This window comes from Streptomyces hamibioticus (genome assembly GCF_047946815.1).
Classification (GTDB): domain Bacteria; phylum Actinomycetota; class Actinomycetes; order Streptomycetales; family Streptomycetaceae; genus Streptomyces.
The window spans coordinates 3,451,167-3,474,202 of record NZ_JBKKQY010000001.1; the positions used below are offsets into that span (position 1 = coordinate 3,451,167).

Below are 23,036 nucleotides of genomic sequence, written 5' to 3' on the forward strand. Positions count from 1 at the left end.
GAGGAGACTGGCAGACTTCAGCTGTGATACGCGAACCAGCTGAACTGCAGATCGATGACGAGGGCCGTGTGTCCCTGCCGCTGGGGCTCCTGGCGGAGGCGGGCCTGGATACGGGCGGCCGCATCCTCGCCTTCAGCGACGGGGACGGGCGCATTGTGCTGCAGCGGGAGGCGGACGCCGTCGAGGCGCTGCTGCGAGACGGAACTCTGTGAGTCGCAGTTCTGCTGGCGCTAGACGGCTCCCGCCCCGAGATGCTGCAGGAGTGCTCGCACGTCCGCGGCGTCCATTCCTGCGGCCAGCGGGACTTCCTCTTCCGGATCGCCCAGCTGCTGCACCTCCGGGTCGTCGAGGATCCGCCCCATGAAGTCCAGTTTCTGCGCCAACCGAAGGGCTACCACCTCGTCGACCGTACCTTCGGCCGTAAGGACCGTGACCCGCGTCTCCGTGTCCAGCGCGAGGCCGAGGCGGTGAATGCGGTCGAGGCTCTGCAGGAACCGGCCGGCCTGGAAATCACGGTCCACATAGACCGCGTCATGGCACACCTGGTGGAGGCTGATGCCCTCGCCGAGGGTCGCCGGATTGGAGATGAGGACGCTGCAGTCCGGATCCTTCCGGAAGCGGCGCAACTCAGCTTCCCGGTCGGGGGTCCCCCCGTGCACAGCCGCTGGCTGGAACGGCGCCAGCAGTGCTTGGAGCGAAGTGATACTGCGGACGAAGCTCGTCCAGATCAGAGTCTTGCGTCCGGCCGCAGCATTGGCGGACACGATGGAGAGGGTTTCCTGGTACTTGGGCGGCAGCTCGTAGTCGGGGAGTCGGCGGAGGAGCATGGAGAGCGGATGCCCCTCGGCCACCTCCAGCGGTGGGACGCGGAAGTGCAGCGGCTCGTAACGCGTTGAGCCCGCCACGAGCAGAGCCGGGCTGGTGGCGGCCATCAGCAGGCGCAGCGCTGTCTTGCCGAGCGATTCGAAGTCGGTGCGGTCGGCCGCCGCCCTGGCTGAGAGCTTCCCCACCAGAGCGTCGTAGATCTCGCGGTGAAGCGGCGGCATCGGGATTCGGCGCACCCGCGTCTCCACGGGAGGCAGTCCGAGCTCCTCTTTGGTCGTCCGCGTATACAGGGGGCGCAGTACTCGGCTGGCATGGGCGAGGTCGCCGCCGTCGACAGCTTGAGTGACCACGCGCCGCCCGTGCCCCGGCCAGACGAAGGAGAGAAGGTTCTCCAGGTCCTTGGCGCCATTGGGTGCAGGAGTGCCGCTGAGGATCATCCGGACGCGGCTGAGGGGGCCTAGTGCCATGCAGGCGGCACCGTAAACCCCGGCCCCGCCGAGCTTCATTCGGTGGGCCTCATCGAGGACGAGCATCGCTGGGGCCGCCTCCAGCCACTGGGACAGCCCAGCGAGGGCCCGGTCCAGACGCTCGTAATTGACGAGGAGGATGTCTGCTGAGGCCGGGACCGACTTGCCGAGCACCTGCACGTCGAGCCCGGTGGAGAAGCACTGCTCCGGCTCCCATTGCCATGCTTCGTAGGCGGACTTCGGGCTCACCACAAGCATGCGGGTTACGGCTCCGCGCTGGCGGAGTGCAGAGAAGACGGCGAGGGAGACACGGGTCTTGCCGGCGCCGGGCACACTGAAGTTGGCTCCGTGGCCGACCGAGAGAAGGCGGGCTATGTCGCGGAGCTGGAAAGGGGTAAGAGGGCCGATCCAGTCGTCGCTCAGCAGGGACGGGACCGACTCCGGCTCGACGGTGTCCTCGTCGGGCGAGCCGCTGAGGAGCCTCTCCGCCGTGTCCGCCGTGTCGAGCATCTCGGTGACAAGGAGACGGAAGTCCTCCTCCCAGACAACGCTGTCCGGTCGTGCCCAGGCCCCGAGCGCGCTGATACTGGCGAGGAAGCTATCGATGGGGACAGCTGCCGAGAGCCTGTCGGTCATCCGGCCGCTGGGGAAGCTGGCGATCAACTGCCCCAGCGCACCACGGCACTCGGGCACAGTCCGCAGCGCTGCCTGCGTGCGAGTGATGTCGAAGCCGATCGTCAGACTGGGTCCGTCGGCCACTTAGCGCGCCTTCCCGAACGTCTCGAGGAGCCAGGTCACGCCGTCTCCTGGGTGCTGCACAGTGCGCTTGGTCTCGATAGCGAGCTTCTCCAGTTTCTGCCGCAGATCAGTGACGGCGTCGTCGAACGACTCCTCATCCAGGCTTCGCTGCGCGCGGGACATGACCAGGTCCGTAACGCATTGCTCGATGTCGCGGCCGGCGTCGGCAAGGCGGGCAGGTGCTGCCTGCTTGCGCTTCTTGATACGCGCGTCGCGGCCGGCATCGCTGATGGCCTGATCCATCGCTGCGCGCAGCCGCACGACCTCCTTTTGTGCCTCAGCCGCAGCCTCCGGCGGAGCCGCGCTGCCTGGCCGGCTGACAGCTCGCGCGTGCAGGACGGCGTCTGTCAATGCCTTGGCTGCACCAAGGGAGGCAGACGGACCCTTCACAGCCCGACCCAAACCGGGGATGGCCACCCCCGCCGAAGCTTCAGCTGGGGCTTCGCTGTCCGGCAGCGTCTTGGAGAGGTAGCGGTCGCGGAAGTCGTGGTCGATGAACCGGACATCAGTCTTGGCGAAGCCCAGGAGCATGGCCGCCAGCCGGTTCTCCAGCAGGAGCTCCGCCTTCTCCGGGTTGACCGCGTACTGCTTGGCGTATGCGCGGTGCAGTTCGCGGAACTTCTCAGCCTGGTCCTCGAAAGCGACCAAGGACAGCTGCTCGCCGGCCGTCTTGCTTCGCTCGATGAGCGACTCGATGCGGGCGAGCACCCACTGGTCCTGCCGGCAGCGCTCCGCGGTCGTGCGGAAGGTAGCGGCGATGACAGCGAGGGGCGTGCCTTGATCCACTAGCTCCTGAACCGCGAGCAGCCGGTTGATGTAGGAGTAGTCCCGCCGGTGCTCCTTGCGCAGCTGGAGCGACAGTTCGATCGCAGCGATGTCCTGCCAGTCGCAGGAAGGCGGCAGTACGGCTACACGCATGGCGTGGTTGGGACCGAAGAGCTGCATCAGAGCAGCGCGCCGGGTATTGCCGTTGACGAGGATGCCTTCGTGAGTGATCAGCCCGGGATCGGTCTGGCCGTACTCCTTGAGGCTCGCCATCAGTTCGTCGAACTCAGGATCAGTCCGGGCGGGGTCTGCTGGGAGCACCTGCAGAAGGCGGTCCAAGTATGCCTGGCTGTCACTGCTCCAGGGGTCGTCCGCGAGGGCTTCCGCCTGCTTCGGGTCGTGACCGGCCTGTGCGCGGATGCGGTGGGTTGCCGGGTTGTAGTAGAGGCTGCCCACTGGCATCTGGATGACTTCCAGATGCTCCGGCCCGCCCCGCCACTCGACAGTGAAGGTCTCGCGGGGGCCGCCGCCGGCCGCGATCTCCTCCAACCGGGACCGCACAAGGGCGCGGTTCTCCTCGGCACCCGGCGGCAGACCGTAGCCCTTGGCCATGTACTTGCTCCTGCTTCCGTTCGCGTTCCTACGAGGTTGTTCTATGCAATAGGGCTGCTCAGCCGAGTCCCAGCTCCGCCCGGAGCTGCGCCCGCGACTCCTCAGGCAGAGAGCGGTAGTCGCTCCAGATCTGCTCCAGGCGGCTGAACTCCCGCCGGTCCGCCGCCACCCAGTCGGACAGTACGCTGCGCTCGGCCGGGTCGAGGACGGCGGCTGCCTTGAGCACCTTGCCCAGATCCACTGCAAGCGCCCTGCCTCCCACCCGGCACCGCTTGCACTCGGTGACCAATTCGGTGGCCTTGGTGCCGTCCGGCTTCACCACTTCCCTACGGGCGATGTCGAGCTGGGCTGCCTCATAGGTGCCGGCGTAGATCTCGCCGGGGGTGATGCCGCAGGAGCGGCACATGTTCCCGTCCCTAGCCAGCACCTCGCGTCGGCGCGCCGCACCGATCGCGATCGTTCCTGACTTGCGAGTCGCGCGACCTGGCTCCCAGACAGGGTCGCCGGGCTTCACGAAGCGCTGCTCGTGGGGGTCCAGCTCCTCGTCTTCCCTGTTGGTATCGATACGCCAACCGAAATCCCGGAGGTCCCGCATGCGGCGATCGACCTGGGACACCCCAGGGAAGGCTGCACGCAGGTCCTCCTTGGTGAAGGTATTGCCTTCGCCGACCACGGAGACCAACCACAGGGCCACGCGCTTCATCGTTCCGAGGCCGGCATCCTGCCAGGACGGCATGACATCTCCATTCGCGGGGGCCTCCCGGCGGGATGGCCCGGGGCGGCACTGGTGGGCAGCGGGCTGCGGACATTCATTAGTAGCACGGCCCCACACCCTCATTCCAGCGATTAGCGATCTTTACACAGGCGAGGAAAGAGAAGGCGTCCGTAATGATCCGTTTTAGCGTTATTTGTCGGCATTGAAGCTAGCAAATACCCCCCGCGAAAAGTAGTCAGGGAAAGGCGCGGAACTGTGCACCACCGAGCCGGTGAGTGGCTAGGCTTCCATTGATCACCGGTTCCCCCTAGGCAATCTCGAGCGAGCGGAAGGGTTCGTTTGGCATGCCGTCACTTGGATCGATTAACACCACCTGTGCACCCGGGGCCACGGAAGAGGTTCAGGCGTTCGCCCAGGCCCTCAAGCTGCTCATCCACCACGTCCGCCCCGGCGACACGATGGCGCAGAAGGCGAAGGCGCTGCACGTCTCACCGCCGCTTCTCTCCCACTGGCTCAACGGACGGCGGCTTCCACGTACGGCAGTTATCGAGGAGATGTCCGGGTTGGCGGCCAAGGGGGTGGCAGACGGTGGGGATGTCGCGGTGCTGACCCGCGAGTTCGCAGCACTCAAGCCGCTCCTCCAGGCCGCGCGGAAGTCGGCCTGCCGTCGATGCGCGGGCAGGTGCACCTGCGACGAGGCGGGGGTTGAGAGGGACCGGCGCAACAGTTCCTGCAACACCGACGCCGACAAGGGGGACCGGCGCAACAGCACGGCGCCGACGAAACTGAGTTTACCGGCACACCTGGCGGCGATGGCCGAGGCCGACCGCGTGGCTCATCTGCTGGACCTGGGGGCGGCATTGAACGAAGGGGATATCGGCGTATATGCCGACATCCTTGCGCGTGCAGGAATGAAGACCGAAATGGAGGTTCTGATCCGTTCTGCGGAATCAGCCGGGAGGGACTCGACGGAAATCGCAATCGCCCTCGGCGGACTCCGCTAGCATTTTGGATGGTCGACTCTCACTCGAATCAGGAACAGGAAACACATGTGTTCAGCGACAGGCACGAGGGGCTCCCCGCCCCTTAATGGCTACTGCCGCGCACCCCCGGCAGTGCAGGGAAGGCTCGGCCTGAAGGGTCGGCAAACCGCGACCGAGACCTCCCCTGCCGAAACACCCGTTAGATCGATGACCAACTAGGAGTTCCATCTTGAATAGTAAGGCCCTTCCGGCCCGACTGGCCAGGAAGATCAAGGCTGTCTGCCTGCGGCTCCGCGCTGCCGTCGGCGGTCCGGAACGCGTCCGCCCCCTGTGGGAGAAGACGCGTCGCCGACTCCGCTTCCTCCGCTGGACGATGGTGGTCCAGATCCTCAAGGGGGCCGCCTTCGCCGGCGGCGGCATCCTCATCCAGATCGCGGTCACCCGGTACCTCAACCACTGAGGTACTCGCCGCTCACGGCCCGTCCCTGCCCCGGGGGAGTCGGCGCTGACCGACCGGCGGCGCTAACGGCGGCAAGCTGAACGATCAAGCAGTGTGCGGCACCGGCGCATGTCGGCGGGTGCCGCACACTGCTGGCTGCTGGCCTGCTCCATGAAGACGGCCGGCACGTCCGCACCAGCCGACCTCGCAGTGCACAGTTCAGCGCCCTGGCGCCGGCTGGGCAATCTGGGGAGCCATCTGGGAGCCGACCAGCTCTCCGAGCCCCCGCAGGACCACACGACACTCACTCACTCCAACGCCGTGACTTGCACAAACGCCATACGTGCTGGCGACGATCCCGCCCGGACCTCATTCGGGACGAAGAGGTCGTGGGTTCAAATCCCGCCACCCCGACAGCTGAGTAGCAGGTCAGAGGGCCCTTACCGATTCGGTGAGGGCCCTCTGGCTTTGCTGTGTGTCCATCTGCGTGACCACCGCTCCGGGTCCCGCTTGGAGATCCCGTCCAGGACGACGGCGCCGGTCTGGATCAGGGGACGGATCTGCTTCCGGTGGAGCTGTCGTACGGCTGGCAGACTGGCCGCCTACCGTGGGAACTTCGGGCAGGGGCATGATGCGCAGACGCACGAAAGGGTGGCTGATCGGCGGTTGGGTGGTGCTGGTCGTCGGCAGCTGGTCATTCACGGAGTCGATCAACGATGGGGTCGAGCCGACGTCGGGCCCCCGGCCGGTGCCGTCGTCGAGTTCTCCTTCGGGATGTTCGGTGTCGACGCCGACACCGTCGGCGGACGCCGAGCGCGACATCATGGCCCACGCCGACGTGGAGCCCGGTTCCGTTGCCACAGCGATCGTCTGCAAGACGTCGGACTGACGCCTGGGCTCCGACGAGACGTACACAGGACCGGCCGGAGACACACCGTTCCTCGCCACGTGCGTACGACGGTTGTAAGTCAGTAGCGGAGCCGGGTCCCGGCGGGCCACCATGCGGGGCATGAATGACCAACCCGCGCGATGGACCCAGGCGACCGTCCACCCCGACATGTGGGCCGACCCGGACGATGACCCCCGCAACACGGAAGGGGCCAGTCCGGAGGGCGAACTCGCCACGCTGCAGGACTTCCTGGCGGGCTACCGCATGACCCTGCGGATGAAGTGCGAGGGCCTGGACGCGGAGCAGCTGGCGCGGCGGTCGGTCCCGCCCTCGACGATGTCGTTGCTCGGGCTGATCCGGCATCTTGCCGAGGTGGAAAGGGACTGGCGCAACTGGATCGGTGACGGTGATCCGCTGCCGAAGCTGTACGGCGAGCCCGACGGGGACTTCGACGGGGCCGTCGGTGAGCAGGCCGTGGTCGACGCCGCCTACGCCGATCTGGAGCGTGAGCAGGCCGCGACGGACGCCGCGCTGGCCGAGCACCCGGACCTGGGTGAGCGTCTGGGGGAGGACGGGACCTCGGTCCGGGAGTTGCTGGTGCACCGGATCGAGGAGTACGCCCGTCACTGCGGGCATGCCGATCTGCTGCGGGAGTGTGTCGACGGGCGGGTCGGGCAGTGAGCGGGGGCTGAGCCGGGGGTACGCCCAGGGGCACGGCCGGCGGGCATGGCCAGAGGCATGGACAGGGGCACGGCCGGCGGGCATGGACAGGGGCACGGCCGGGTGCCGTCGTCGTGGTAGCCGTCGTCGGCTTCGTTGGTGTCGTCGGCGTCGCTGGCGCCGTCGCCGTCGTCGCCGTAGGGCGTGCCGTCGTCGTACGGCGACGGCCTCCGCGGTGGGTGGGGCGCGGAGGCCGTGGTCCGGGGTTCCGGCCGGCTGTCAGTCCGTGATCTCGACCTTGCCGTTGGGCTGCGGCTCCTCCGCCTTGGCCCGCCGGGTGACGTTCTTCAGCAGTTCGGCCAGGTCCATGCCGGTCGTGGAGTTGAGCAGTTCCATGCCCTGGGCGACGTTGTCCGCGACCGCTCGCGGGAGGCGGCCGGCGCCGTCCGTGGAGATGACCGTCATCTTGTCCACGGACGCGAGCGGCTCGGACGCCTTTGCCACGACCTGCGGCAGTACCTCGACCAGCATCTGGAGCACCGCGGCCTCGCCGTACCGGTCGAAGGCGTCGGCCTTCTTCTCCATCGCCTCGGCCTCGGCCGCGCCCTTGGCGCCGATCGCCGCGGCCTCCGCCTCGCCCTCCAGCCGTACCGCCTCGGCGATCGCCGCCCGCCGGGAGCGCTCGGCCTCGCCCTGCTTGAGGCCCTCGATGGCCTGGGCCTCGGCCAGCGCGCTGCGCCGCTGCTTCTCGCCCTCACCGGTGAGGCGGGAGCGCTCGGCCTCGGCCTGGGCGGCGGCGATGCCGGCCGACCGCTCGGCCTCCGCCTGCTTCACCCGCGCCACCCGGCGGGCCTCCGCCTCCTGCTCCGCCGCGTAGCGCTGGGCGTCGGCGGGCTTGCGGACCTCGGTGTCGAGCTGGCGGTCCTTCAGGGCGGCCTGGCGCTCGGCGACCTTCTCCTGCTCGGCGAGGATCTCCTGCTGCCGGGCGGCCTCGGCGAGCGGGCCGGCCGCGTTGGCGCGGGCCGCGGCCTGGTCGGTCTCGGCCTTGATCTCGGCCTGCTTGAGATTCAGGGTCCGCTGCGCGACCGCGATCTCCTCCTCGGCCTTCAGCCGCGCCTGCTCGGCGGCCCGCCGCGCCACGGCCTCGGCGATGTCGGCCTCCTGCTTGGCCCGCGCCGCCTCCGGGCGGCCGAGGTCCTCCAGGTAGGAGCCCTCGGTGGTGATGTCCTGGATCTGGAAGGCGTCCAGCACCAGGCCCTGCCCGGACAGGCTGGCCTCCGCCTCCTCGGCGACCTGCCCGGCGAAGGCGGCCCGGTCGCGGATCACGTCCTCCACGGACATCCGGCCGACGATCGCCCGCAGCGCGCCCGACAGCACCTCCTGCGTGAAGCCGACGATGCCGTCCTGCTGCATGAGGAAACGCTGGGCGGCGGCCCTGATCGCGTCCTCCGTGCCGCCGACCTTGACGATGGCGACGCCCTCCAGGTTCGCCTTCACACCGCGCAGGGTGACCGCGCCGCGCACGGCCACCGGGATGTGGCGCGAGGACAGGTCGAGGGTGAACCGCTGCTGCACGAACGGCACGACGAACACGCCGCCGCCGACCACGACCTTCTGGCCGCTGTTGTCGGTGATCACCTGACCGGTCTCCGGGTCGGTGGACTTCTTGCCGCGCCGGCCCGTGACGATGAACGCCTCGCTCGGCCCGGCCACCTTGTACCGGCTGATGACCACCAGCGCGATCAGCACCAGGAGTACGACGACCCCGATGACGGCGATGACGACAGGACTCATGTACGTGCCCCCGAATCAGGAACGGAAATGTCAGAAACGCGGACCGGCTCAGGGGTCCACCGGGCGCACCACGACCGACGTCGCCGTCGGGGCCGCCTCCACCCACACCTCGGTCCCCCGCGCGACCGGCTGCGCGCTGCGCGCCGCGCACTTCAGCGGCTGTCCGGCGAGCCGGAGCAGCACCTCCCCGAAGCCGTCCGCGGGAATGGCGGTCACGACCTTGCCGGACGTGCCCAGCAGGTGGGCCGCGGTGGGGGTGGCGCTGGTCTGGTCCCGCATCAGCGCACGGCTGAGGCGGTACGTCAGCCAGGCCGCCCCCACCCCGGTCAGCGCGCCTGCGCCGGCCGCCCCCGCAGGCCCGGCCCAGCCGCTTCCCAGGACGATGGCGCCGCCGAACCCGGTCATCGACACGAAACCGGCGATGACGGGCAGCGACAGCCATCCGTCGAGGACGCCGTCCAGCGCGCCGTCGAACACGCCGTCCAGCAGTCCGCCGAAGATCAGCGACAGGGCGAGCAGCACGACCCCCGTGAAACCCAGCCCGAGAAACCAGGCCATGCGTGCCGCCCCCCTCTCGCCCGTCGCCGAGCTCCGTTGTCCATGATCCTGACACTCGTGGGCGAAGTGCGTCATTGCCGGACTCCGGCAATCTTTACGCGTCTTTGATGCCGCCCTCGATCGAGCCGTCAGCCGCTGCCGCCCTCGTCGTACGGGTCGCGCGGGGCCGGGACCGGCCTGGCCCCGGTCACGTCCAGGAAGGGAATCGGGCCGTCGTTGACCGGGTCCCGGGTCCGCCGCGGGGTGTAGGTGCCGGTGACGGCGAGCCAGGTGTCCGGGCGCAGCACCGGCGGGACGCGGCCGGTCAGCCCGACCTTGACCGGCTGGGCATCGGCCGCGCAGCAGTTGAGGGTCATGCGGACCAGGTAGGGCGTGCCCGCCCGGTCCACGGCGAGGAAGCCGGTGAGCGTGACGCGTCGGCCGTCGAGGGTGCGGCCGTCGCCGTACGCCGCCCGCTCCGCGTAGTCGGCCAGGGCGAGGCGGAGCGGGCCCCGGCCGTCTTCCGGCAACGGCGGGTATCCCAGCGGGCGTTGCAGGGCTGTGCCCGCGTGCATCGCGCTGTAGGAGCCGAGGGCCGGCGGGGCCACGAGGATCAGGGCGAGGATCGGCAGGAGCAGGAGCCAGCAGACGCGCGGTTCGTGGTGGGCCGCGGGCGACGGGCGCCGGGTGGTCCCCGCGGCACGGGTCCGGCGACGCTCGTACCACTCGTACCAGCCCGTCGCCAGCGCCGTCGCGATCAGTACGGCGCCGGCGGCCACGACCAGCGGTCGCAGCCCCGACTTCACGTACCGCAGGGACAGGTCCGTGACGCCCGCGTGCAGCAGGGCCGCGCCGAGGAGGAACAGGACCGCCGCCTGTGCCTGCCGGTTCACAGCAGCACCGCCCCCGTCAGTACCGACACCGTGACGGCCACGGCGAAGGTGGCCGGGGCGAAGCGCAGCGCGAAGGCCCGGCCGAAGGTGCCCGCCTGCATCGCGCACAGCTTCAGGTCCACCACCGGCCCCACCACCAGGAACGTCAGCCGTGCCGTCGGGGAGAACTGCGACAGCGACGCCGCCACGAAACGCGTCCGCCTCCGAACAGATCGACAGCAGCACCGCCAGCACGGCCAGGGCCGGCACGGACAGCACCGGGTGGTCGGCCGCGGCACGCAGCCAGTGCGCGGGGACGACCCCCTTGAGGGTGCCGCGGCCATCGCGCCGACGACCAGGAAGCCGCCCGCGTGCATCACGTCGTGCCGCACCGAACCCCAGAACGCCGCGCCCCTGCCCCGGCCGTCGTACGAGGCGCGGGCCGGCGGGCGCAGCCGGCCGGTGCGGCCCAGCCGCTGCCACAGCCAGCCCATCGCGCACGCCACCAGCAGACCCGCCACGAACCGGGCCAGCACCATCGCGGGCTCGCCGGGGAAGGCGACGGCGGTCGCCGTCAGCACGATCGGGTTGATCGCCGGGGCGGAGAGCAGGAAGGCCAGCGCCGCGGCGGGGGCGACGCCCCGCCGGACCAGTGCCCCGGCCACCGGCACGGACGCGCACTCGCAGCCCGGCAGCACCGCGCCCGCCGCGCCCGCCACCGGCACGGCCAGACCGGGCCGCCCCGGCAGCACACGGGCGAAGAAGGACGGCGGCACGAACACCGCGATGGCCGCCGACAGCAGCACACCGAGCACCAGGAACGGCAGCGCCTGCACGACGACCGCGACGAACACCGTCGTCCAGCTCTGCATCACCGGCGCGGACAGCGCACCCCGCAGCGGGTCCTGGAGCAGCACGGCCGGCACCAGCAACAGGGTGACCAGCAGCGGGGAGTCGATGCGGGCCCGCTCCGGTTCCCGAGCCGCTTTGCCGACGGCCACCTGCGACCCGCCTTTCCGGTGGTGGTCCCTGTCCTGCCCTGCCTACGCGTCCACCGCCTCCATACGGGCACTGGCGCGCCGCCGTTCACCGCACGCTGGAACCAGCCGCCCTGGTGGGGCAGTCTTGTGCCACGTGGGGAGCGTTCCGAGTCGAGGGCAACTGCGGGATTCCGGCGGCCACATGGTGGTGTGCGGGGACGACGGGCTCGCGCACCGGCTGGCCGCCGAGCTGCGCGGCGTGTACGGCGAACAGGTCACGCTCGTCGTGCCGCCCTCCGGGCGCCGGGTCCGCCAGCCGGTGGTCGGCCGGGCCCGGGCCGCCTCGGCCGCGCTGCTGGACCTGGTGAACGCGGCCGTCAGCCGGTCGTCGGCCACGGCCGAACCGGGCGGTGTTGCACGGGAGGTGGAGGCCGCCGAGCCGACCGAGGACGTGCTCGCCGGGGCAGGCGTGGACCGGGCCGCCGCACTGGCCCTGGTGTACGACGACGACGAGACCAACATCCGTGCCGCGCTCACCGCACGCCGGCTCAACCCGCATCTGCGCCTGGTGCTGCGGCTGTACAACCGCCGTCTGGGCCAGCACATCGAGGAACTGCTCGACCAGGCCGCCACACTGGCCACCGGCGAGGCCCGGACCCCGGGCTTCGACGCCTCCACCACCGTGCTCTCCGACGCCGACACGGCCGCGCCCGCGCTGGTGGCGACGGCACTCGTCGGCACCAGCAAGGTCGTCGAGACCGACGGGCTGCTGCTGCGGGCGGTGGAGCGGCGGCCGCCGCGTCCCGGGGAGGTCGCCGATCCGGGGCTGTGCACGCTCGCGCTGCTGTCGGCGACGAGCAACGACCCGGCCGGCTCGGAGGGTTCGGAGGGCAGCGGTGAGCAGGGGCCGCAGCTGCTGCCCGACGCGGCGGCGGTGGCCGCAGCGACCGGGCGCGGCACCGTCGCTCTGGAGCAGCTGTCGTACTCCGGGCCGCCGTTGCCCCTGGGGCGCGGTGGCGGTGTGCCGCCCTTCGGGTCGCTGTTCTCGCGCCGGCTGCGGTGGTCGTTGGCGGGGCTGGTGGCGTGCGTCGCCGGGCTCGCCGTCGCGATGACCGTGGTGAGCGGCGACCATCCGCTGCACGCGACGTACGTCACGCTGCTCAACCTGTTCGCGATCAACGAGCCGGCGCTCGGTGAGCCGACCGGGGAGCAGGTCCTCCAGTTGCTGTCCGGGCTGATGGGCCTGCTGTTGTTGCCGGTGCTGCTGGCGGCGGGGCTGGAGGCCCTCGGTACGTTCCGCAGCGCCTCGGCGCTGCGCAAGCCGCCGCGTGGGCTGAGCGGGCATGTGGTGCTGCTGGGGCTGGGCAAGATCGGCACGCGGGTGCTGACCCGGCTGCGGGAGCTGCACATCCCCGTGGTGTGCGTGGAGGCCGATCCCGACGCGCGGGGCATGGCGACCGCGCGGCGGCTGCGGGTGCCGGTGGTGATGGGGGACGCCACGGAGGAGGGGGTCCTGGAAGCGGCCAAGATCCATCGGGCGCACTCTCTGCTCGCCCTCACCAGTGTCGACACGACGAATCTGGAGGCCGTGCTGTATGCGCGGGCCTTGCGGTCGGATCTGCGGGTGGTGTTGCGGCTGTACGACGACGACTTCGCGACCGCCGTGTACCGGACGCTGCGTGCCGCCCATCCCGGGGCGTTGACGCGCAGCCGGAGTGTGAGCCATCTGGCGGCGCCCGCGTTCGCCGGGGCGATGATGGGGCGCCAGATTCTGGGAGCCATTCCGGTCGAGCGGCGGGTGCTGCTGTTCGCGGCGGTCGAGGTGGCGGGGCATCCGCAGTTGGAGGGCAGGACGGTGGGCGAGGCGTTTCGGGCGGGGGCGTGGCGGGTGCTGGCGTTGGACACGGGGGCCTCCGGCGGTGGGGCGGGGGGCGATGACGGGGGTGTGGGCGGTGTGGGGGATGACGGTGACGCCGGGGATGAGGGTGTGGTGAGGGAGGGGGTGTGTGCGGGGCCGCCGTTGCCTTCGGGGCTGGTGTGGGACTTGCCCGATACGTATGTGTTGCGGGGGGAGGATCGGGTGGTGCTGGCGGCTACGCGGCGGGGGTTGGCGGAGTTGCTGGGGCGGCGGGGGGCGCGGCAGCGGGCGGATGTGTAGGGGCGCTGCCCCTACGACCCCGCCAGGGGGCTCCGCCCCCTGGACCCCCGGGCCTATGCCCACCCACCACCCGACTCGGTCGGCCAAGAAGTGCCCGTCACCTCCCGGCTCGGTCAGCCGAGAAATGCCCGTCACCTCCCGGCTCGGTCGGCCAAGAAGTGCCCGCCGCCTCCCGGCTCGGTCGGTCGAGAAGTCGACGCCACCAGCCGACTCGAGGGGCCGGGAAGCCAACGCGGCCAGCCGACTCGGGAGCCCGGGAAGGCAACGCCATCAGCCCACTCGGGCAGCCAAGGAGCCGATACCACCAGTTCCCAACGCGGTTGGCCGGGCAGGGGGCGCTGCCCGGGCTCGGGTGGTCGAGAGACCAACGACGCCTCCCGGCCCGGGCGGTGGACAAACCAACGCTTCCCCTCCCCCCTCCCTCCCGCCCGGGCGATGGACCAGTCCCCGCCCCCGCCCGGGCCATGGACCCGCCGACGATCCTCAGCCTGGACAAGAGACCCGCCGACGATCCTCAGCCCGGACAAGCCACCAGCCGCGCCCCCCTCAGCTCGGGCATAGACCTGTCGGCTTCCCTCGGCGCGGGTGAGAGGCCGGTCGACGTATCGCCCCCGGGTGACGGACGAGTCAGTCCTCGCCCGGGCGGTAGGCGTGTCGTGGGCCGTTCGGGTCTTGGGTGGGTCGGGGGCGTTGTCGGCTGGGGGCGGTGGCGGTGTTCCGGGTGGGGCGGTGTCTGGGATGGCGGGTGGTGGGAAGTCAGGGTTGCGGCAGGTGCCTTGCTGCGAAGTCCAGTTCCAGGGTCACCTGCTTGATGCGTTCGTCCACGACCAGCGAGCCGTGGCCCGCGTCGTAGCGGTACACCTCGTGGACGGCGCCCCTGGCCTCCAGGCGTTTGACGTAGTTCTCGATCTGGCGGATCGGGCAGCGTGGGTCGTTGACGCCCGCCGAGATGTAGACAGGGGCCTTCACCCGGTCGACGTAGGTCAGCGGGGAGGACGCCTCGAAACGGTCCGGGACCTCCTCGGGTGTGCCGCCGAGGAGGGTGCGGTCCAGGGCCTTCAGGCCCTCCATCTCGTCGTGGTACGCCGTGACGTAGTCGGCGACGGGGACCGCGGCGATGCCGAGCGTCCAGGCGTCCGGCTGGGTGCCGAGGCCGAGGAGGGTGAGGTATCCGCCCCAGGAGCCGCCGGTGAGGATCAGGCGCCCGGGGTCGGCGAGACCGGATGTGACCGCCCATTCGCGGACCGCCGCGATGTCCTCCAGCTCGATGAGGCCCACCCGGTGCTTCAGGGCGTCGGTCCAGGCACGGCCGTAGCCGGTGGAGCCGCGGTAGTTGACGCGGACCACCGCGTACCCGTGGTCGACCCAGGCCGCCGGGCCGGCGGCGAAGGCGTCGCTGTCGTGCCACGTCGGGCCGCCGTGGATGTCGAAGACCGTCGGCAGGGGGCCGGTCGCGCCCGCCGGTTTCTGGACCAGGGCGTGGATGCGGCCGCCGGGGCCTTCCACCCAGACGTCCTCCACCGGGACCGAGCCGGGTGACTTCATGCCGGGCGGGTCGAGGACGGTCCGGCCGGTCGTGGAGCGGACCGCCGGCGGTTCGGCCGCGGAGGACCACAGGTATTCGACGCTGCCGTCCGGGCGGGGCGTGGCGCCGGAGACCGTGCCGGCCGGAGTGGGGACCTCCACCAGTTCGCGGGCCGCCAGGTCATAGCGGAACAGCTCGCTGCGGGCCTCGAAGCCGTGCACGATCAGCAGGCCGGTGCCGTCCGGGTACCACTCGGCGCTCACGTCGCCGGGCAGCTCCAGGGCGAGGTCCGTCTCCTCCCCCGTCGCCACGTCCCACACCAGCGGCTCCCAGCGGCCCCGGCGCTGGTGGCCGATGAGCAGCCGGGTGTCGCCGTCGACCGGCGCGAAGCCGAGCACCTCCAGGCCCAGCTCCTCGGTGCCGCCCTTGGTGTCGTCCAGCTCGGCGACCGTCGTGCCGTCGGGGCGCAGGACGCGCAGCGCCGAGTGCATCGCGTCGCCGTGCTCCGTGTGCTCGATGGCGATCAGCGAGCCGTCGTGGGAGAGGTCGCCGACGCCCGCCGACTCGCGGTGCCGGTAGATCTCCGTCGGGGCCTCGCCGAGGCGCGCGAAGTGGACCGTCGTGCCGTCCTCGTCCGTGGAGCGGCCCACGACCGCGGTGCGGCCGTCCCGGCCGAGGGCGAGGCCCGCCGGGTAGGACGGGTCGAGGCCCGGCACGGCCAGCTCGTCCTCACCGCCCGTGAACGGCTGGCGGCGCCAGACGCCGAACTCGTCGCCGTCCTTGTCGTCGAACCACCAGATCCACTCGCCGTCCGGTGCCAGCACGCCGTCCGTCGTGCCGTTGGGCCGGTCGGTGACCTGGCGCTGTTCGCCGGTCGACCGGTCCCACGCGTACAGCTCGTACGTCCCCGTCGCGTTCGACACGAACAGGGAGCGGTCCGGTGCGTCCTGCGCCCAGTCGGGCAGCGACACCCTCGGTGCCCGGAACCGCTTCTCCCAGTCCGGCATCGTCTCCGCACCTCGCGGGGTGTCCTGTCCGTGCTGATCCGGACGCCGATGATCCGGACCCTGGTGATCCGGTCCGTGCTGGTCCTGTCCGTGCTGTTCCTGTCCCTGGTCCCGTGCTTGCCGATCCTGCGAGTCGGACCCGTTGCGCTCAGTCATGGCCCCATACTGCCCCGCTGCACCGACATTCCGCCGCCCCCGCCCCCAGCCTGTGGAAAACTCCGCGTCCGCGCAGGTCAACACGGATTGTCAGCGGCCGGGTGCACACTTCCCGCATGACCGGCACGACCCAGCTGCGCAAGAGCGTCGAGAGGTACCGGGCCGTCGCCGAGGGCCCGGGACCGGAGGGCGTCCGCGGATACGCCGGCCGAGATCGCAGACGGCGCCCAGGGGGTGGCGAGCCGACCCTGGCGCCGGGCCGTCCGCCCGGTCCGCGTACCTTGGAAGCCGTGTACCGGTTTCTGCTGACGCCCCGTTGGTGGGGGATCAACGTCTTCGTCCTGCTCTCGATCCCCTTCTGCATCTTCATGGGCTCGTGGCAGCTGGGCCGGTTCGAGGACCGGGTGGAGAGCCACCGGAGCGCCGAGACGCAGGCCGCGGAGTCACGGCACCAGGGTGCCCGCCCGCTCGCGGAGCTGCTGCCGGTCGACAAGGCGACGGTCGGCAAGCAGGCCACCGCGACCGGCCGGTACGCCGAGCAGCTGCTCGTGCCGGACCGGGAGCTGGACGGCCGGCGCGGGTACTACGTCCTGACCCTGCTGCGCACCGACTCCGGCCAGGCGCTGCCCGTCGTCCGGGGCTGGCTGCCCGGTGAGCCGGACCCGGCGAAGGTCCCGGCCCCGCCGTCCGGCGAGGTCACGGTCACTGGGGCGCTGCACGCGTCGGAGAGCCCGGGCGGCGCGGCAGGCACCGCCGCCCGCGGCGGGCTGCCGGCCGGCCAGACGGCCGCGGTCAGCACGGCGACGCTGGTGAACCTGGTGCCGTACGACGTGTACGACGCGTGGATCACCCTCAACAAGGGCGACGCCGGGATGAAGGCCGCTCCCGTGAGCGCGCCGCAGAACACCGGCCTGGATCTGAAGGCGTTCCAGAACCTCGGTTACACCGCCGAGTGGTTCGCCTTCGTCGGCTTCGTGATCTTCATGTGGTTCCGGCTGCTGCGCCGGGAACTGGAACTGGCCCGGGACGCCGAGCTGGGTCTGCTGCCCGAGGAACCCGAGGAACCCGATGAGACGGACGCACCGGGGCGGCAGGAGGAGCCTCGCCCCAGCCCCACCGGGGTCTGAGAGACCGAGCAGGCGGTGGGCCGCCCGGTCCACCGCCTGCTCGGCCACGCGCGCCTACTGCTGCGCCGCCAGCACGCCCGTCCAGTACACGGTTCCCGCGCAGGCTTTGGACACCGTGGCCGTCGCCGAGCCCGTGCCGCCCTCCGGGGTGTAGGTCACGGCCACGCTGCCGTCGGCCGGGCCGTCCGCCGTGGCCAGCTGGGGCGCGGTGCCGGTCTCGCCGCCGGTGGCGGTGCCGCCGGCCGCGGTCGTGTCCTGCGTGGGCGACGGGTCGGGCGAGGGCTCGCCCGTGCTGCCGCCCGTGGTGCCGCCAGGGGTTCCGCCGGTGGTGGGGCAGGTCTCCGAGGGCACCCAGGCGAACTGCACCTCGTAGGCGGCACCCGGCTCCACCAGCAGCTCGGGCATCTCCAGCGAGGGGTCGGGCAGTCCGACCGCGGGGTCCCCGGCCACATGCCGGGCGGTGCCGATCTTGGTGGCGTCCGCCGCGCCCTGCGGGGTGGCGGTCACGGTGCCGGGACCGGCGACGGTACAGCCGTCGGAGGAGACATTGGTGACCCGGAAGGAGCCGTAGACGACGCCCGTGGAGTCGGGGGCGGCGCTGGCGGCGACGGCGGGGCCGAGCTGGCCCGCGGCGCACACCGCCACACCGGTCTCGGCGCTGGCGGAGGGGTCGGCACCGGCGCTCGCCCCGGCGCCGGGGCCGCCGGTCTCCTTCTCCTTGCCCTCGTCCTTCGGGTCGGCCTTGCCCTTGTCCTCGGCCTTGCCGGTGGAGCCGACGCTGTCGCTCTTGCCGCCGGCCGGGTCCTTGCCCTGGCTCGCTCCGCCCTGCGTCTGGGAGGCGTGTCCGGCCACGGACGGGTTGGCACCGGGGCCGCCGGAGTTGGAGACGTGGACGAGGGCCGGGATCGCGGTGCCGACGAAGAGGACGGCGGCGGCCACGCCGACGACGGCCTGGCGCTTGCGCGCCCGCCGGGCGGGCACCGCCCGGCGCAGGTACTCCAGGGTGCCGTCGCGCGGCTCCACGTCCTGGACCGCGCCGTGCAGCAGCCGGCGCAGGGCCAGCTCGTCCGGGTCGAGACCGGAGGGGCCATGGGTCCCATCGGTCCCGGGGAACCCGTCGGGTCCGGGGAACCCGTCGGGTCCGGGGAATCCGTCGGGGCCCTGGGGGTCGGGGCCGTGGTTCACAGTTGCGTTCCCAGTGTGCGAGTCGTCGTTCTCGGGGGCCTCGTATCGCTCGTCGTCGGCGGCGTCGCCGTACCGCATCGCGTCGTTGCCGTCGCTCATGCCGGCGCCTCCATGGCGATCCTGAGCGCCGCGATGCCACGGGAGCCGTACGCCTTGACCGAGCCGAGGGATATGCCGAGCGTCTCGGCGACCTGCGCCTCGGTCATGTCGGCGAAGTACCGCAGCACCAGCACCTCGCGCTGGCGGCGCTGAAGTCCCTTCATCGCCTTGATCAGGGAGTCGCGCTCCAGCTGGTCGTACGCGCCCTCCTCGGCGCTCGCCATGTCGGGCATGGGCTTCGACAGCAGCTTGAGGCCGAGTATGCGGCGGCGCAGGGCCGAACGCGACAGGTTGACGACGGTCTGCCGCAGGTACGCCAGCGTCTTCTCCGGGTCACGGACGCGTTTGCGCGCCGAGTGGACGCGGATGAAGGCCTCCTGGACGACGTCCTCGCAGGAGGCGGTGTCGTCGAGCAGGAGGGCGGCGAGACCCAGCAGCGACCGGTAGTGGGTGCGGTACGTCTCGGTGAGGTGGTCGACGGTCGTTCCCGCCGCGGCCTCCTCGGCGCCGTCACGCTGGTTCGGTATGCGGGCGGGCTGCGCTGCGGGCATGGGCGCGATCACCGGCATGCCACCGGCCGCGCCGGCCATGCGAGGACGGACGGCCCGGCGGGGCGGCCGAAGGGCGGCCGTGCCGTGTGCCGTCGCGGTGAATTCGAGTACCTGTGCCACGCCAGTTGGACACGCGTACCCCGGTCAGGGTTGTACGTGCCGGGCATCACGTTCGCCCTCGTGTCAGGCAGCACAACCGACAGCGTGCCAAATGGCCTCATGCGTCCCGCTCTTCCCCTAAATCCACGTTGGCCGGGCGTCCCCACGCCCTGCCCTCGGCGTCCCCACGCCCCGGATGGGTGACGGCAAAGACGCTCCCCGCGCTCCGCGTGGTTGCGGAAGGCGGGGAGGAAATCCTCTGATGCCGCAAGGGGCCTGATCAAGTGGTCCGGACCATCTTTCGGATCACAACACTTACACGGATCCTACAAACCTCAACCACGGTGGGCTCCGGGTTTTCCGCGGCCGGCCGGCCGGGCGGGCGGCAGACGGCGGGCGACGGGCCGGGCGGACCGGGCGGACCACGCGACGGGCCAGCCGGATCGGGCGGACCAGACGAGGCGCCACGCGGACCAGGCGGACCAGACGCGGGGCCAGGCGGATCAGGCGACGGCCAGATGGGTCAGGCGGCCGGTCAGGCGTACTCCGCCGCCACCAGCTCCGCGATCTGCGCCGTGTTCAGCGCGGCGCCCTTGCGGAGGTTGTCCCCGCACACGAACAGTTCGAGGGCGGTCGGATCGTCCAGCGCCCGCCGCACCCGGCCGACCCAGGTCGGATCGGTGCCGACGGCGTCCGCGGGCGTCGGGAACTCCCCGGCGGCCGGTTCGTCGACGAGTACGACGCCGGGCGCCGTGGCCAGGATCTCCCGTGCCCTGTCGACGGTGACCTCGCCCTCGAAGCGGGCGTGCACGGTCAGGGAGTGCGTGGTGACCACCGGCACCCGCACACAGGTCACGGCCACCGGCAGCTGCGGCAGCCCGAGGATCTTGCGGGACTCGTCCCGGACCTTCATCTCCTCCGACGACCAGCCGTCCTCGCGCAGCGAACCGGCCCACGGTACGACGTTCAGCGCGACCGGCTCCGGGAACGGCCCGGTGTCGTCGCCGACGGCCCGCCGCAGGTCACCGGGGCTGGTCCCCAGCTCCGTGCCGGCCACCAGGGACAGCTGGCGGCGCAGCGCGTCCACGCCCGCGCGCCCCGCCCCGCTCACCGCCTGGTACGAGGAGACGACCAGCTCGCGCAGCCCGAACTCGGCGTGCAGCGCGCCCAGCGCGACGATCATGGACAGCGTCGTGCAGTTGGGGTTGGCGACGATCCCGCGCGGGCGCATCCGCACCGCGTGCGGATTGACCTCGGGCACGACCAGCGGCACGTCCGGGTCGAGCCGGAACGCGCCGGAGTTGTCGACCACGACCACGCCCTTGGCGGCGGCGACGGGCGCCCACTGGGCGGCCACCTCGTCGGGCACGTCGAACATGGCGATGTCGACGCCGTCGAAGGCCTCCTCGGCGAGCGCCACCACCTCGACCTCCTCGCCGCGCACGGCCAGCTTGCGGCCGGCCGAGCGCGGCGAGGCGATCAGACGGATCTCACCCCAGATGTCCGCGTGCTGGGACAGGATCTGGAGCATGACGGAGCCGACGACTCCGGTCGCTCCGACGACCGCGAGCACCGGTCGTCCGGTCCTCCGCGGTCCTGCCGGGGGCCGTTCGGTTTCGGCCATCAGCGGCCGGTGCCTCCGTAGACGACGGCCTCGTCGCTGTCGGAGTCCAGACCGAAGGCGGTGTGCACGGCGCGCACGGCCTCGTTGACGTCGTCCTTGCGGGTGACGACCGAGATGCGGATCTCGGAGGTCGAGATCAGCTCGATGTTCACCCCGGCGTCGGACAGCGCGGTGAAGAAGTCCGCGGTGACGCCCGGGTTGGTCTTCATACCCGCGCCGACCAGCGAGATCTTGCCGATCTGGTCGTCGTAGCGCAGGGAGTCGAAGCCGATGCCGGCCCGGTTCTTCTCCAGCGCGTCGATGGCCTTGCGGCCCTCGGTCTTCGGCAGCGTGAAGGAGATGTCCGTCAGGCCGGTGGAGGCGGCGGACACGTTCTGCACGACCATGTCGATGTTGATCTCGGCGTCGGCGATGGCGCGAAAGATCGCCGCCGCCTCGCCCGGCTTGTCCGGCACACCGACGACCGTGACCTTGGCCTCGGAGGTGTCGTGCGCGACACCGGAGATGAGCGCCTGCTCCACCTGCTTGTCCCCTTGGTTGATCGGCTCGCTGCTGACCCACGTGCCCTGAAGCCCGCTGAAGCTGGACCGGACGTGGATCGGGATGTTGTACCGGCGGGCGTACTCCACACAGCGGTGGAGCAGCACCTTGGAGCCGGAGGCGGCCAGTTCGAGCATGTCCTCGAACGAGATCCAGTCGATCTTCTTGGCCTTCTTCACCACGCGCGGGTCGGCGGTGAACACGCCGTCGACGTCGGTGTAGATCTCACAGACGTCCGCGTCCAGCGCGGCGGCGAGCGCCACGGCCGTGGTGTCGGAGCCACCGCGCCCCAGCGTGGTGATGTCCTTGCTGTCCTGGCTCACGCCCTGGAAGCCGGCCACGATGGCGATGTTGCCCTCGTCCACCGAGGTGCGGATGCGGCCCGGCGTGACGTCGATGATCCGGGCTTTGTTGTGGACCGAGTCGGTGATGACACCTGCCTGGCTGCCGGTGAAGGACTGGGCCTCGTGGCCCAGGTTTTTGATCGCCATCGCCAGCAGGGCCATGGAGATCCGCTCTCCGGCGGTCAGCAGCATGTCGAGCTCACGGCCGGCAGGCATCGGGGAAACCTGCTCGGCGAGATCGATCAGCTCGTCCGTCGTGTCGCCCATCGCGGAAACAACGGCAACCACCTGGTTGCCCTTCTGCTTCGCTTCCACGATTCGCTTGGCGACGCGCTTGATGCCTTCGGCATCGGCTACGGAGGAGCCTCCGTACTTCTGCACGACAAGGCCCACGTGCGCTCCTCGCTCATTCCGTCTCTTTCCGCACGTACGTAGATGTACTGCGGTCGGCTCAGTCTATCGAGCGTCCGAAATTCCCCCCTGCGATATCGCATGGTGAGACCCGGCGCCCGTCCGAGCAGGCTCATGCCCAGACAGACGCGGTCCACTCGGAAAAGTGCCCCGCATCACATCTTCACAAACGGAGTCTCCCCTACGGGGCGGCCACGGTGAGCGGCAGGGAGGCGCGGCGGGGGACGGCCTGCTCGTACGACGCCCCCCGCGGGGCCGCCGTGTCGACCAGGCGGATGAGGAGCGAGGTGGAACCGGCCGGGCCCGCCGCCGTCGCACGCAGGCGGTAGCGCTCGACGCGGGAGGCGTCGCGGGCCAGCGGGGTGCCGTCGGGGTGGAGGTGGTGCGGACGGACGTCGTTGGCCACGCGGAGATCGGCGCGGCGCCAGGCGCCGGTGGCCGGATCCCGGCGCTCCAGGACGAGTCCGTTGGAGGGTGCGGACCCTTCGCCGATCATGATCTCCGTCTGCAGCGCCACGCGCAGCTGCGCGTAGGCGCGGGTGTTGCCGTTGCGTACGGAGACGGTGAACTCCTGGGCCGGGCCGCCACGGGTGAGGGTGATCCGGCCGCCCTCCGTGGCGGCGTACATGGCGATGGCGGTGGGGGCCGGAGCGGCGGGGCGGGTCGGCCGCGCGGGCGTGGGCGTGGGACTGGGCTTCGGCGGCGGAACCGACCGGGTGGGCGTCGGGGCGGCAGACGGGGTCGAGGACGCGGACCCGGCCGGGGTCGATGCCGGGGCCGGGCTCGACGGCGGGGGCGGCACCGCCGCCGTCACCGTCCCCGTCGGGCGGTCAGCCGCGTCGGCCGCGGTGCCCTCGGGATCCCCGGGGCCGCA

At 71.3% G+C, this 23,036-nt stretch carries 19 protein-coding genes and 1 pseudogene; 7 read left to right on the plus strand and 13 right to left on the minus strand.

Going from position 1 to position 23,036, the window contains the following annotated elements:
* Positions 1–23 precede the first annotated feature (23 nt).
* Complete coding sequence (locus tag ACLGIH_RS15490) at positions 24–212, plus strand: hypothetical protein (protein ID WP_123188664.1); 189 nt, start codon at positions 24–26, stop codon at positions 210–212.
* An 18-nt stretch (positions 213–230) separates the two neighbouring features.
* On the opposite strand, the gene ACLGIH_RS15495 is transcribed toward ACLGIH_RS15490, so the two are convergent.
* The 3 genes from ACLGIH_RS15495 to ACLGIH_RS15505 are packed head-to-tail and all read right to left on the minus strand — an operon-like array spanning position 231 to position 4,203.
* Entirely contained in the window at positions 231–2,051 is a 1,821-nt protein-coding gene (locus ACLGIH_RS15495) for a DEAD/DEAH box helicase (protein ID WP_416525828.1), read from the minus strand.
* A complete protein-coding gene (locus ACLGIH_RS15500) occupies positions 2,052–3,467 on the minus strand; it encodes a transcriptional regulator (RefSeq protein ID WP_333932185.1) in 1,416 nt (471 codons plus the stop codon).
* Between the two features lie 58 nt (positions 3,468–3,525).
* Entirely contained in the window at positions 3,526–4,203 is a 678-nt protein-coding gene (locus ACLGIH_RS15505; RefSeq protein ID WP_416525829.1) for a hypothetical protein, read from the minus strand.
* 323 nt (positions 4,204–4,526) lie between these two features.
* Here ACLGIH_RS15505 and ACLGIH_RS15510 point away from each other — a divergent pair, with 323 nt between their 5' ends.
* The 4 genes from ACLGIH_RS15510 to ACLGIH_RS15525 all read left to right on the plus strand — a co-directional run bounded on the left by ACLGIH_RS15510 (position 4,527) and on the right by ACLGIH_RS15525 (position 7,174).
* Positions 4,527–5,186, plus strand: a complete 660-nt coding sequence (locus tag ACLGIH_RS15510; RefSeq protein ID WP_416525830.1) for a helix-turn-helix domain-containing protein — start codon at positions 4,527–4,529, stop codon at positions 5,184–5,186.
* 208 nt (positions 5,187–5,394) lie between these two features.
* Positions 5,395–5,625, plus strand: coding sequence for a hypothetical protein (locus tag ACLGIH_RS15515; protein ID WP_416525831.1), 231 nt, complete (start codon positions 5,395–5,397; stop codon positions 5,623–5,625).
* A 649-nt stretch (positions 5,626–6,274) separates the two neighbouring features.
* A complete protein-coding gene (locus ACLGIH_RS15520; protein WP_416525832.1) occupies positions 6,275–6,493 on the plus strand; it encodes a hypothetical protein in 219 nt (72 codons plus the stop codon).
* A gap of 111 nt (positions 6,494–6,604) precedes the next feature.
* The gene (locus tag ACLGIH_RS15525) at positions 6,605–7,174 is read left to right on the plus strand and encodes a DinB family protein (RefSeq protein ID WP_416525833.1); all 570 of its coding nucleotides are present in this window, start codon (positions 6,605–6,607) and stop codon (positions 7,172–7,174) included.
* A gap of 258 nt (positions 7,175–7,432) precedes the next feature.
* Here the strand turns inward: ACLGIH_RS15525 and ACLGIH_RS15530 are convergent, their stop codons facing one another.
* From ACLGIH_RS15530 to ACLGIH_RS15545, 4 genes and pseudogenes are all read right to left on the minus strand, one after another.
* The gene (locus tag ACLGIH_RS15530; protein ID WP_416525834.1) at positions 7,433–8,947 is read right to left on the minus strand and encodes an SPFH domain-containing protein; all 1,515 of its coding nucleotides are present in this window, start codon (positions 8,945–8,947) and stop codon (positions 7,433–7,435) included.
* A 48-nt stretch (positions 8,948–8,995) separates the two neighbouring features.
* The gene (locus ACLGIH_RS15535; RefSeq protein WP_416525835.1) at positions 8,996–9,505 is read right to left on the minus strand and encodes a hypothetical protein; all 510 of its coding nucleotides are present in this window, start codon (positions 9,503–9,505) and stop codon (positions 8,996–8,998) included.
* Between the two features lie 128 nt (positions 9,506–9,633).
* Complete coding sequence (locus ACLGIH_RS15540; RefSeq protein ID WP_416525836.1) at positions 9,634–10,377, minus strand: TIGR03943 family putative permease subunit; 744 nt, start codon at positions 10,375–10,377, stop codon at positions 9,634–9,636.
* Positions 10,374–11,357 (minus strand): annotated as a pseudogene (locus ACLGIH_RS15545) (permease). Before ACLGIH_RS15545 ends, ACLGIH_RS15540 begins: the two are co-directional and overlap by 4 nt.
* A 181-nt stretch (positions 11,358–11,538) precedes the next feature.
* On the opposite strand from ACLGIH_RS15545, the gene ACLGIH_RS15550 reads away from it, so the two are divergent.
* On the plus strand, positions 11,539–13,494 hold the full coding sequence (locus ACLGIH_RS15550; protein WP_416525837.1) for an NAD-binding protein: 1,956 nt from the start codon (positions 11,539–11,541) through the stop codon (positions 13,492–13,494).
* A 756-nt stretch (positions 13,495–14,250) separates the two neighbouring features.
* On the opposite strand, the gene ACLGIH_RS15555 is transcribed toward ACLGIH_RS15550, so the two are convergent.
* Positions 14,251–16,026, minus strand: coding sequence for a S9 family peptidase (locus ACLGIH_RS15555; RefSeq protein WP_416525838.1), 1,776 nt, complete (start codon positions 16,024–16,026; stop codon positions 14,251–14,253).
* 446 nt (positions 16,027–16,472) lie between these two features.
* Between ACLGIH_RS15555 and ACLGIH_RS15560 the strand changes: the two genes are divergently transcribed.
* Positions 16,473–17,309, plus strand: coding sequence for an SURF1 family protein (locus tag ACLGIH_RS15560; RefSeq protein WP_416529392.1), 837 nt, complete (start codon positions 16,473–16,475; stop codon positions 17,307–17,309).
* A 54-nt stretch (positions 17,310–17,363) separates the two neighbouring features.
* Here ACLGIH_RS15560 and ACLGIH_RS15565 read toward each other — a convergent pair whose 3' ends face one another.
* The 5 genes from ACLGIH_RS15565 to ACLGIH_RS15585 form a co-directional block, all read right to left on the minus strand.
* Entirely contained in the window at positions 17,364–18,593 is a 1,230-nt protein-coding gene (locus tag ACLGIH_RS15565) for a hypothetical protein (RefSeq protein ID WP_416525839.1), read from the minus strand.
* Entirely contained in the window at positions 18,590–19,183 is a 594-nt protein-coding gene (locus ACLGIH_RS15570; protein ID WP_416525840.1) for a SigE family RNA polymerase sigma factor, read from the minus strand. Before ACLGIH_RS15570 ends, ACLGIH_RS15565 begins: the two co-directional genes overlap by 4 nt.
* Before the next feature lie 595 nt (positions 19,184–19,778).
* Positions 19,779–20,867: an aspartate-semialdehyde dehydrogenase gene (locus ACLGIH_RS15575; RefSeq protein ID WP_416525841.1), complete on the minus strand. Its 1,089-nt coding sequence runs from the start codon at positions 20,865–20,867 to the stop codon at positions 19,779–19,781.
* Positions 20,867–22,144, minus strand: a complete 1,278-nt coding sequence (locus ACLGIH_RS15580; protein WP_416525842.1) for an aspartate kinase — start codon at positions 22,142–22,144, stop codon at positions 20,867–20,869. Before ACLGIH_RS15580 ends, ACLGIH_RS15575 begins: the two co-directional genes overlap by 1 nt.
* Before the next feature lie 199 nt (positions 22,145–22,343).
* Positions 22,344–22,790, minus strand: coding sequence for a hypothetical protein (locus tag ACLGIH_RS15585; protein WP_416525843.1), 447 nt, complete (start codon positions 22,788–22,790; stop codon positions 22,344–22,346).
* Between the last annotated feature and the right edge of the window lie 246 nt (positions 22,791–23,036).

What these genes read in the sequence shown, in the direction of transcription:
- ACLGIH_RS15585 (WP_416525843.1), bottom strand. Translation starts at nt 22,790, where the DNA reads ATGTACGCCGCCACGGAGGGCGGCCGGATCACCCTCACCCGTGGCGGC.
- ACLGIH_RS15535 (WP_416525835.1), bottom strand. Translation starts at nt 9,505, where the DNA reads ATGGCCTGGTTTCTCGGGCTGGGTTTCACGGGGGTCGTGCTGCTCGCC.
- ACLGIH_RS15550 (WP_416525837.1), top strand. Translation starts at nt 11,539, where the DNA reads ATGGTGGTGTGCGGGGACGACGGGCTCGCGCACCGGCTGGCCGCCGAG.
- ACLGIH_RS15525 (WP_416525833.1), top strand. Translation starts at nt 6,605, where the DNA reads ATGCGGGGCATGAATGACCAACCCGCGCGATGGACCCAGGCGACCGTC.
- ACLGIH_RS15555 (WP_416525838.1), bottom strand. Translation starts at nt 16,026, where the DNA reads ATGCCGGACTGGGAGAAGCGGTTCCGGGCACCGAGGGTGTCGCTGCCC.
- ACLGIH_RS15565 (WP_416525839.1), bottom strand. Translation starts at nt 18,593, where the DNA reads ATGAGCGACGGCAACGACGCGATGCGGTACGGCGACGCCGCCGACGAC.
- ACLGIH_RS15570 (WP_416525840.1), bottom strand. Translation starts at nt 19,183, where the DNA reads ATGGCCGGCGCGGCCGGTGGCATGCCGGTGATCGCGCCCATGCCCGCA.
- ACLGIH_RS15510 (WP_416525830.1), top strand. Translation starts at nt 4,527, where the DNA reads ATGCCGTCACTTGGATCGATTAACACCACCTGTGCACCCGGGGCCACG.
- ACLGIH_RS15530 (WP_416525834.1), bottom strand. Translation starts at nt 8,947, where the DNA reads ATGAGTCCTGTCGTCATCGCCGTCATCGGGGTCGTCGTACTCCTGGTG.
- ACLGIH_RS15575 (WP_416525841.1), bottom strand. Translation starts at nt 20,867, where the DNA reads ATGGCCGAAACCGAACGGCCCCCGGCAGGACCGCGGAGGACCGGACGA.
- ACLGIH_RS15500 (WP_333932185.1), bottom strand. Translation starts at nt 3,467, where the DNA reads ATGGCCAAGGGCTACGGTCTGCCGCCGGGTGCCGAGGAGAACCGCGCC.
- ACLGIH_RS15505 (WP_416525829.1), bottom strand. Translation starts at nt 4,203, where the DNA reads ATGCCGTCCTGGCAGGATGCCGGCCTCGGAACGATGAAGCGCGTGGCC.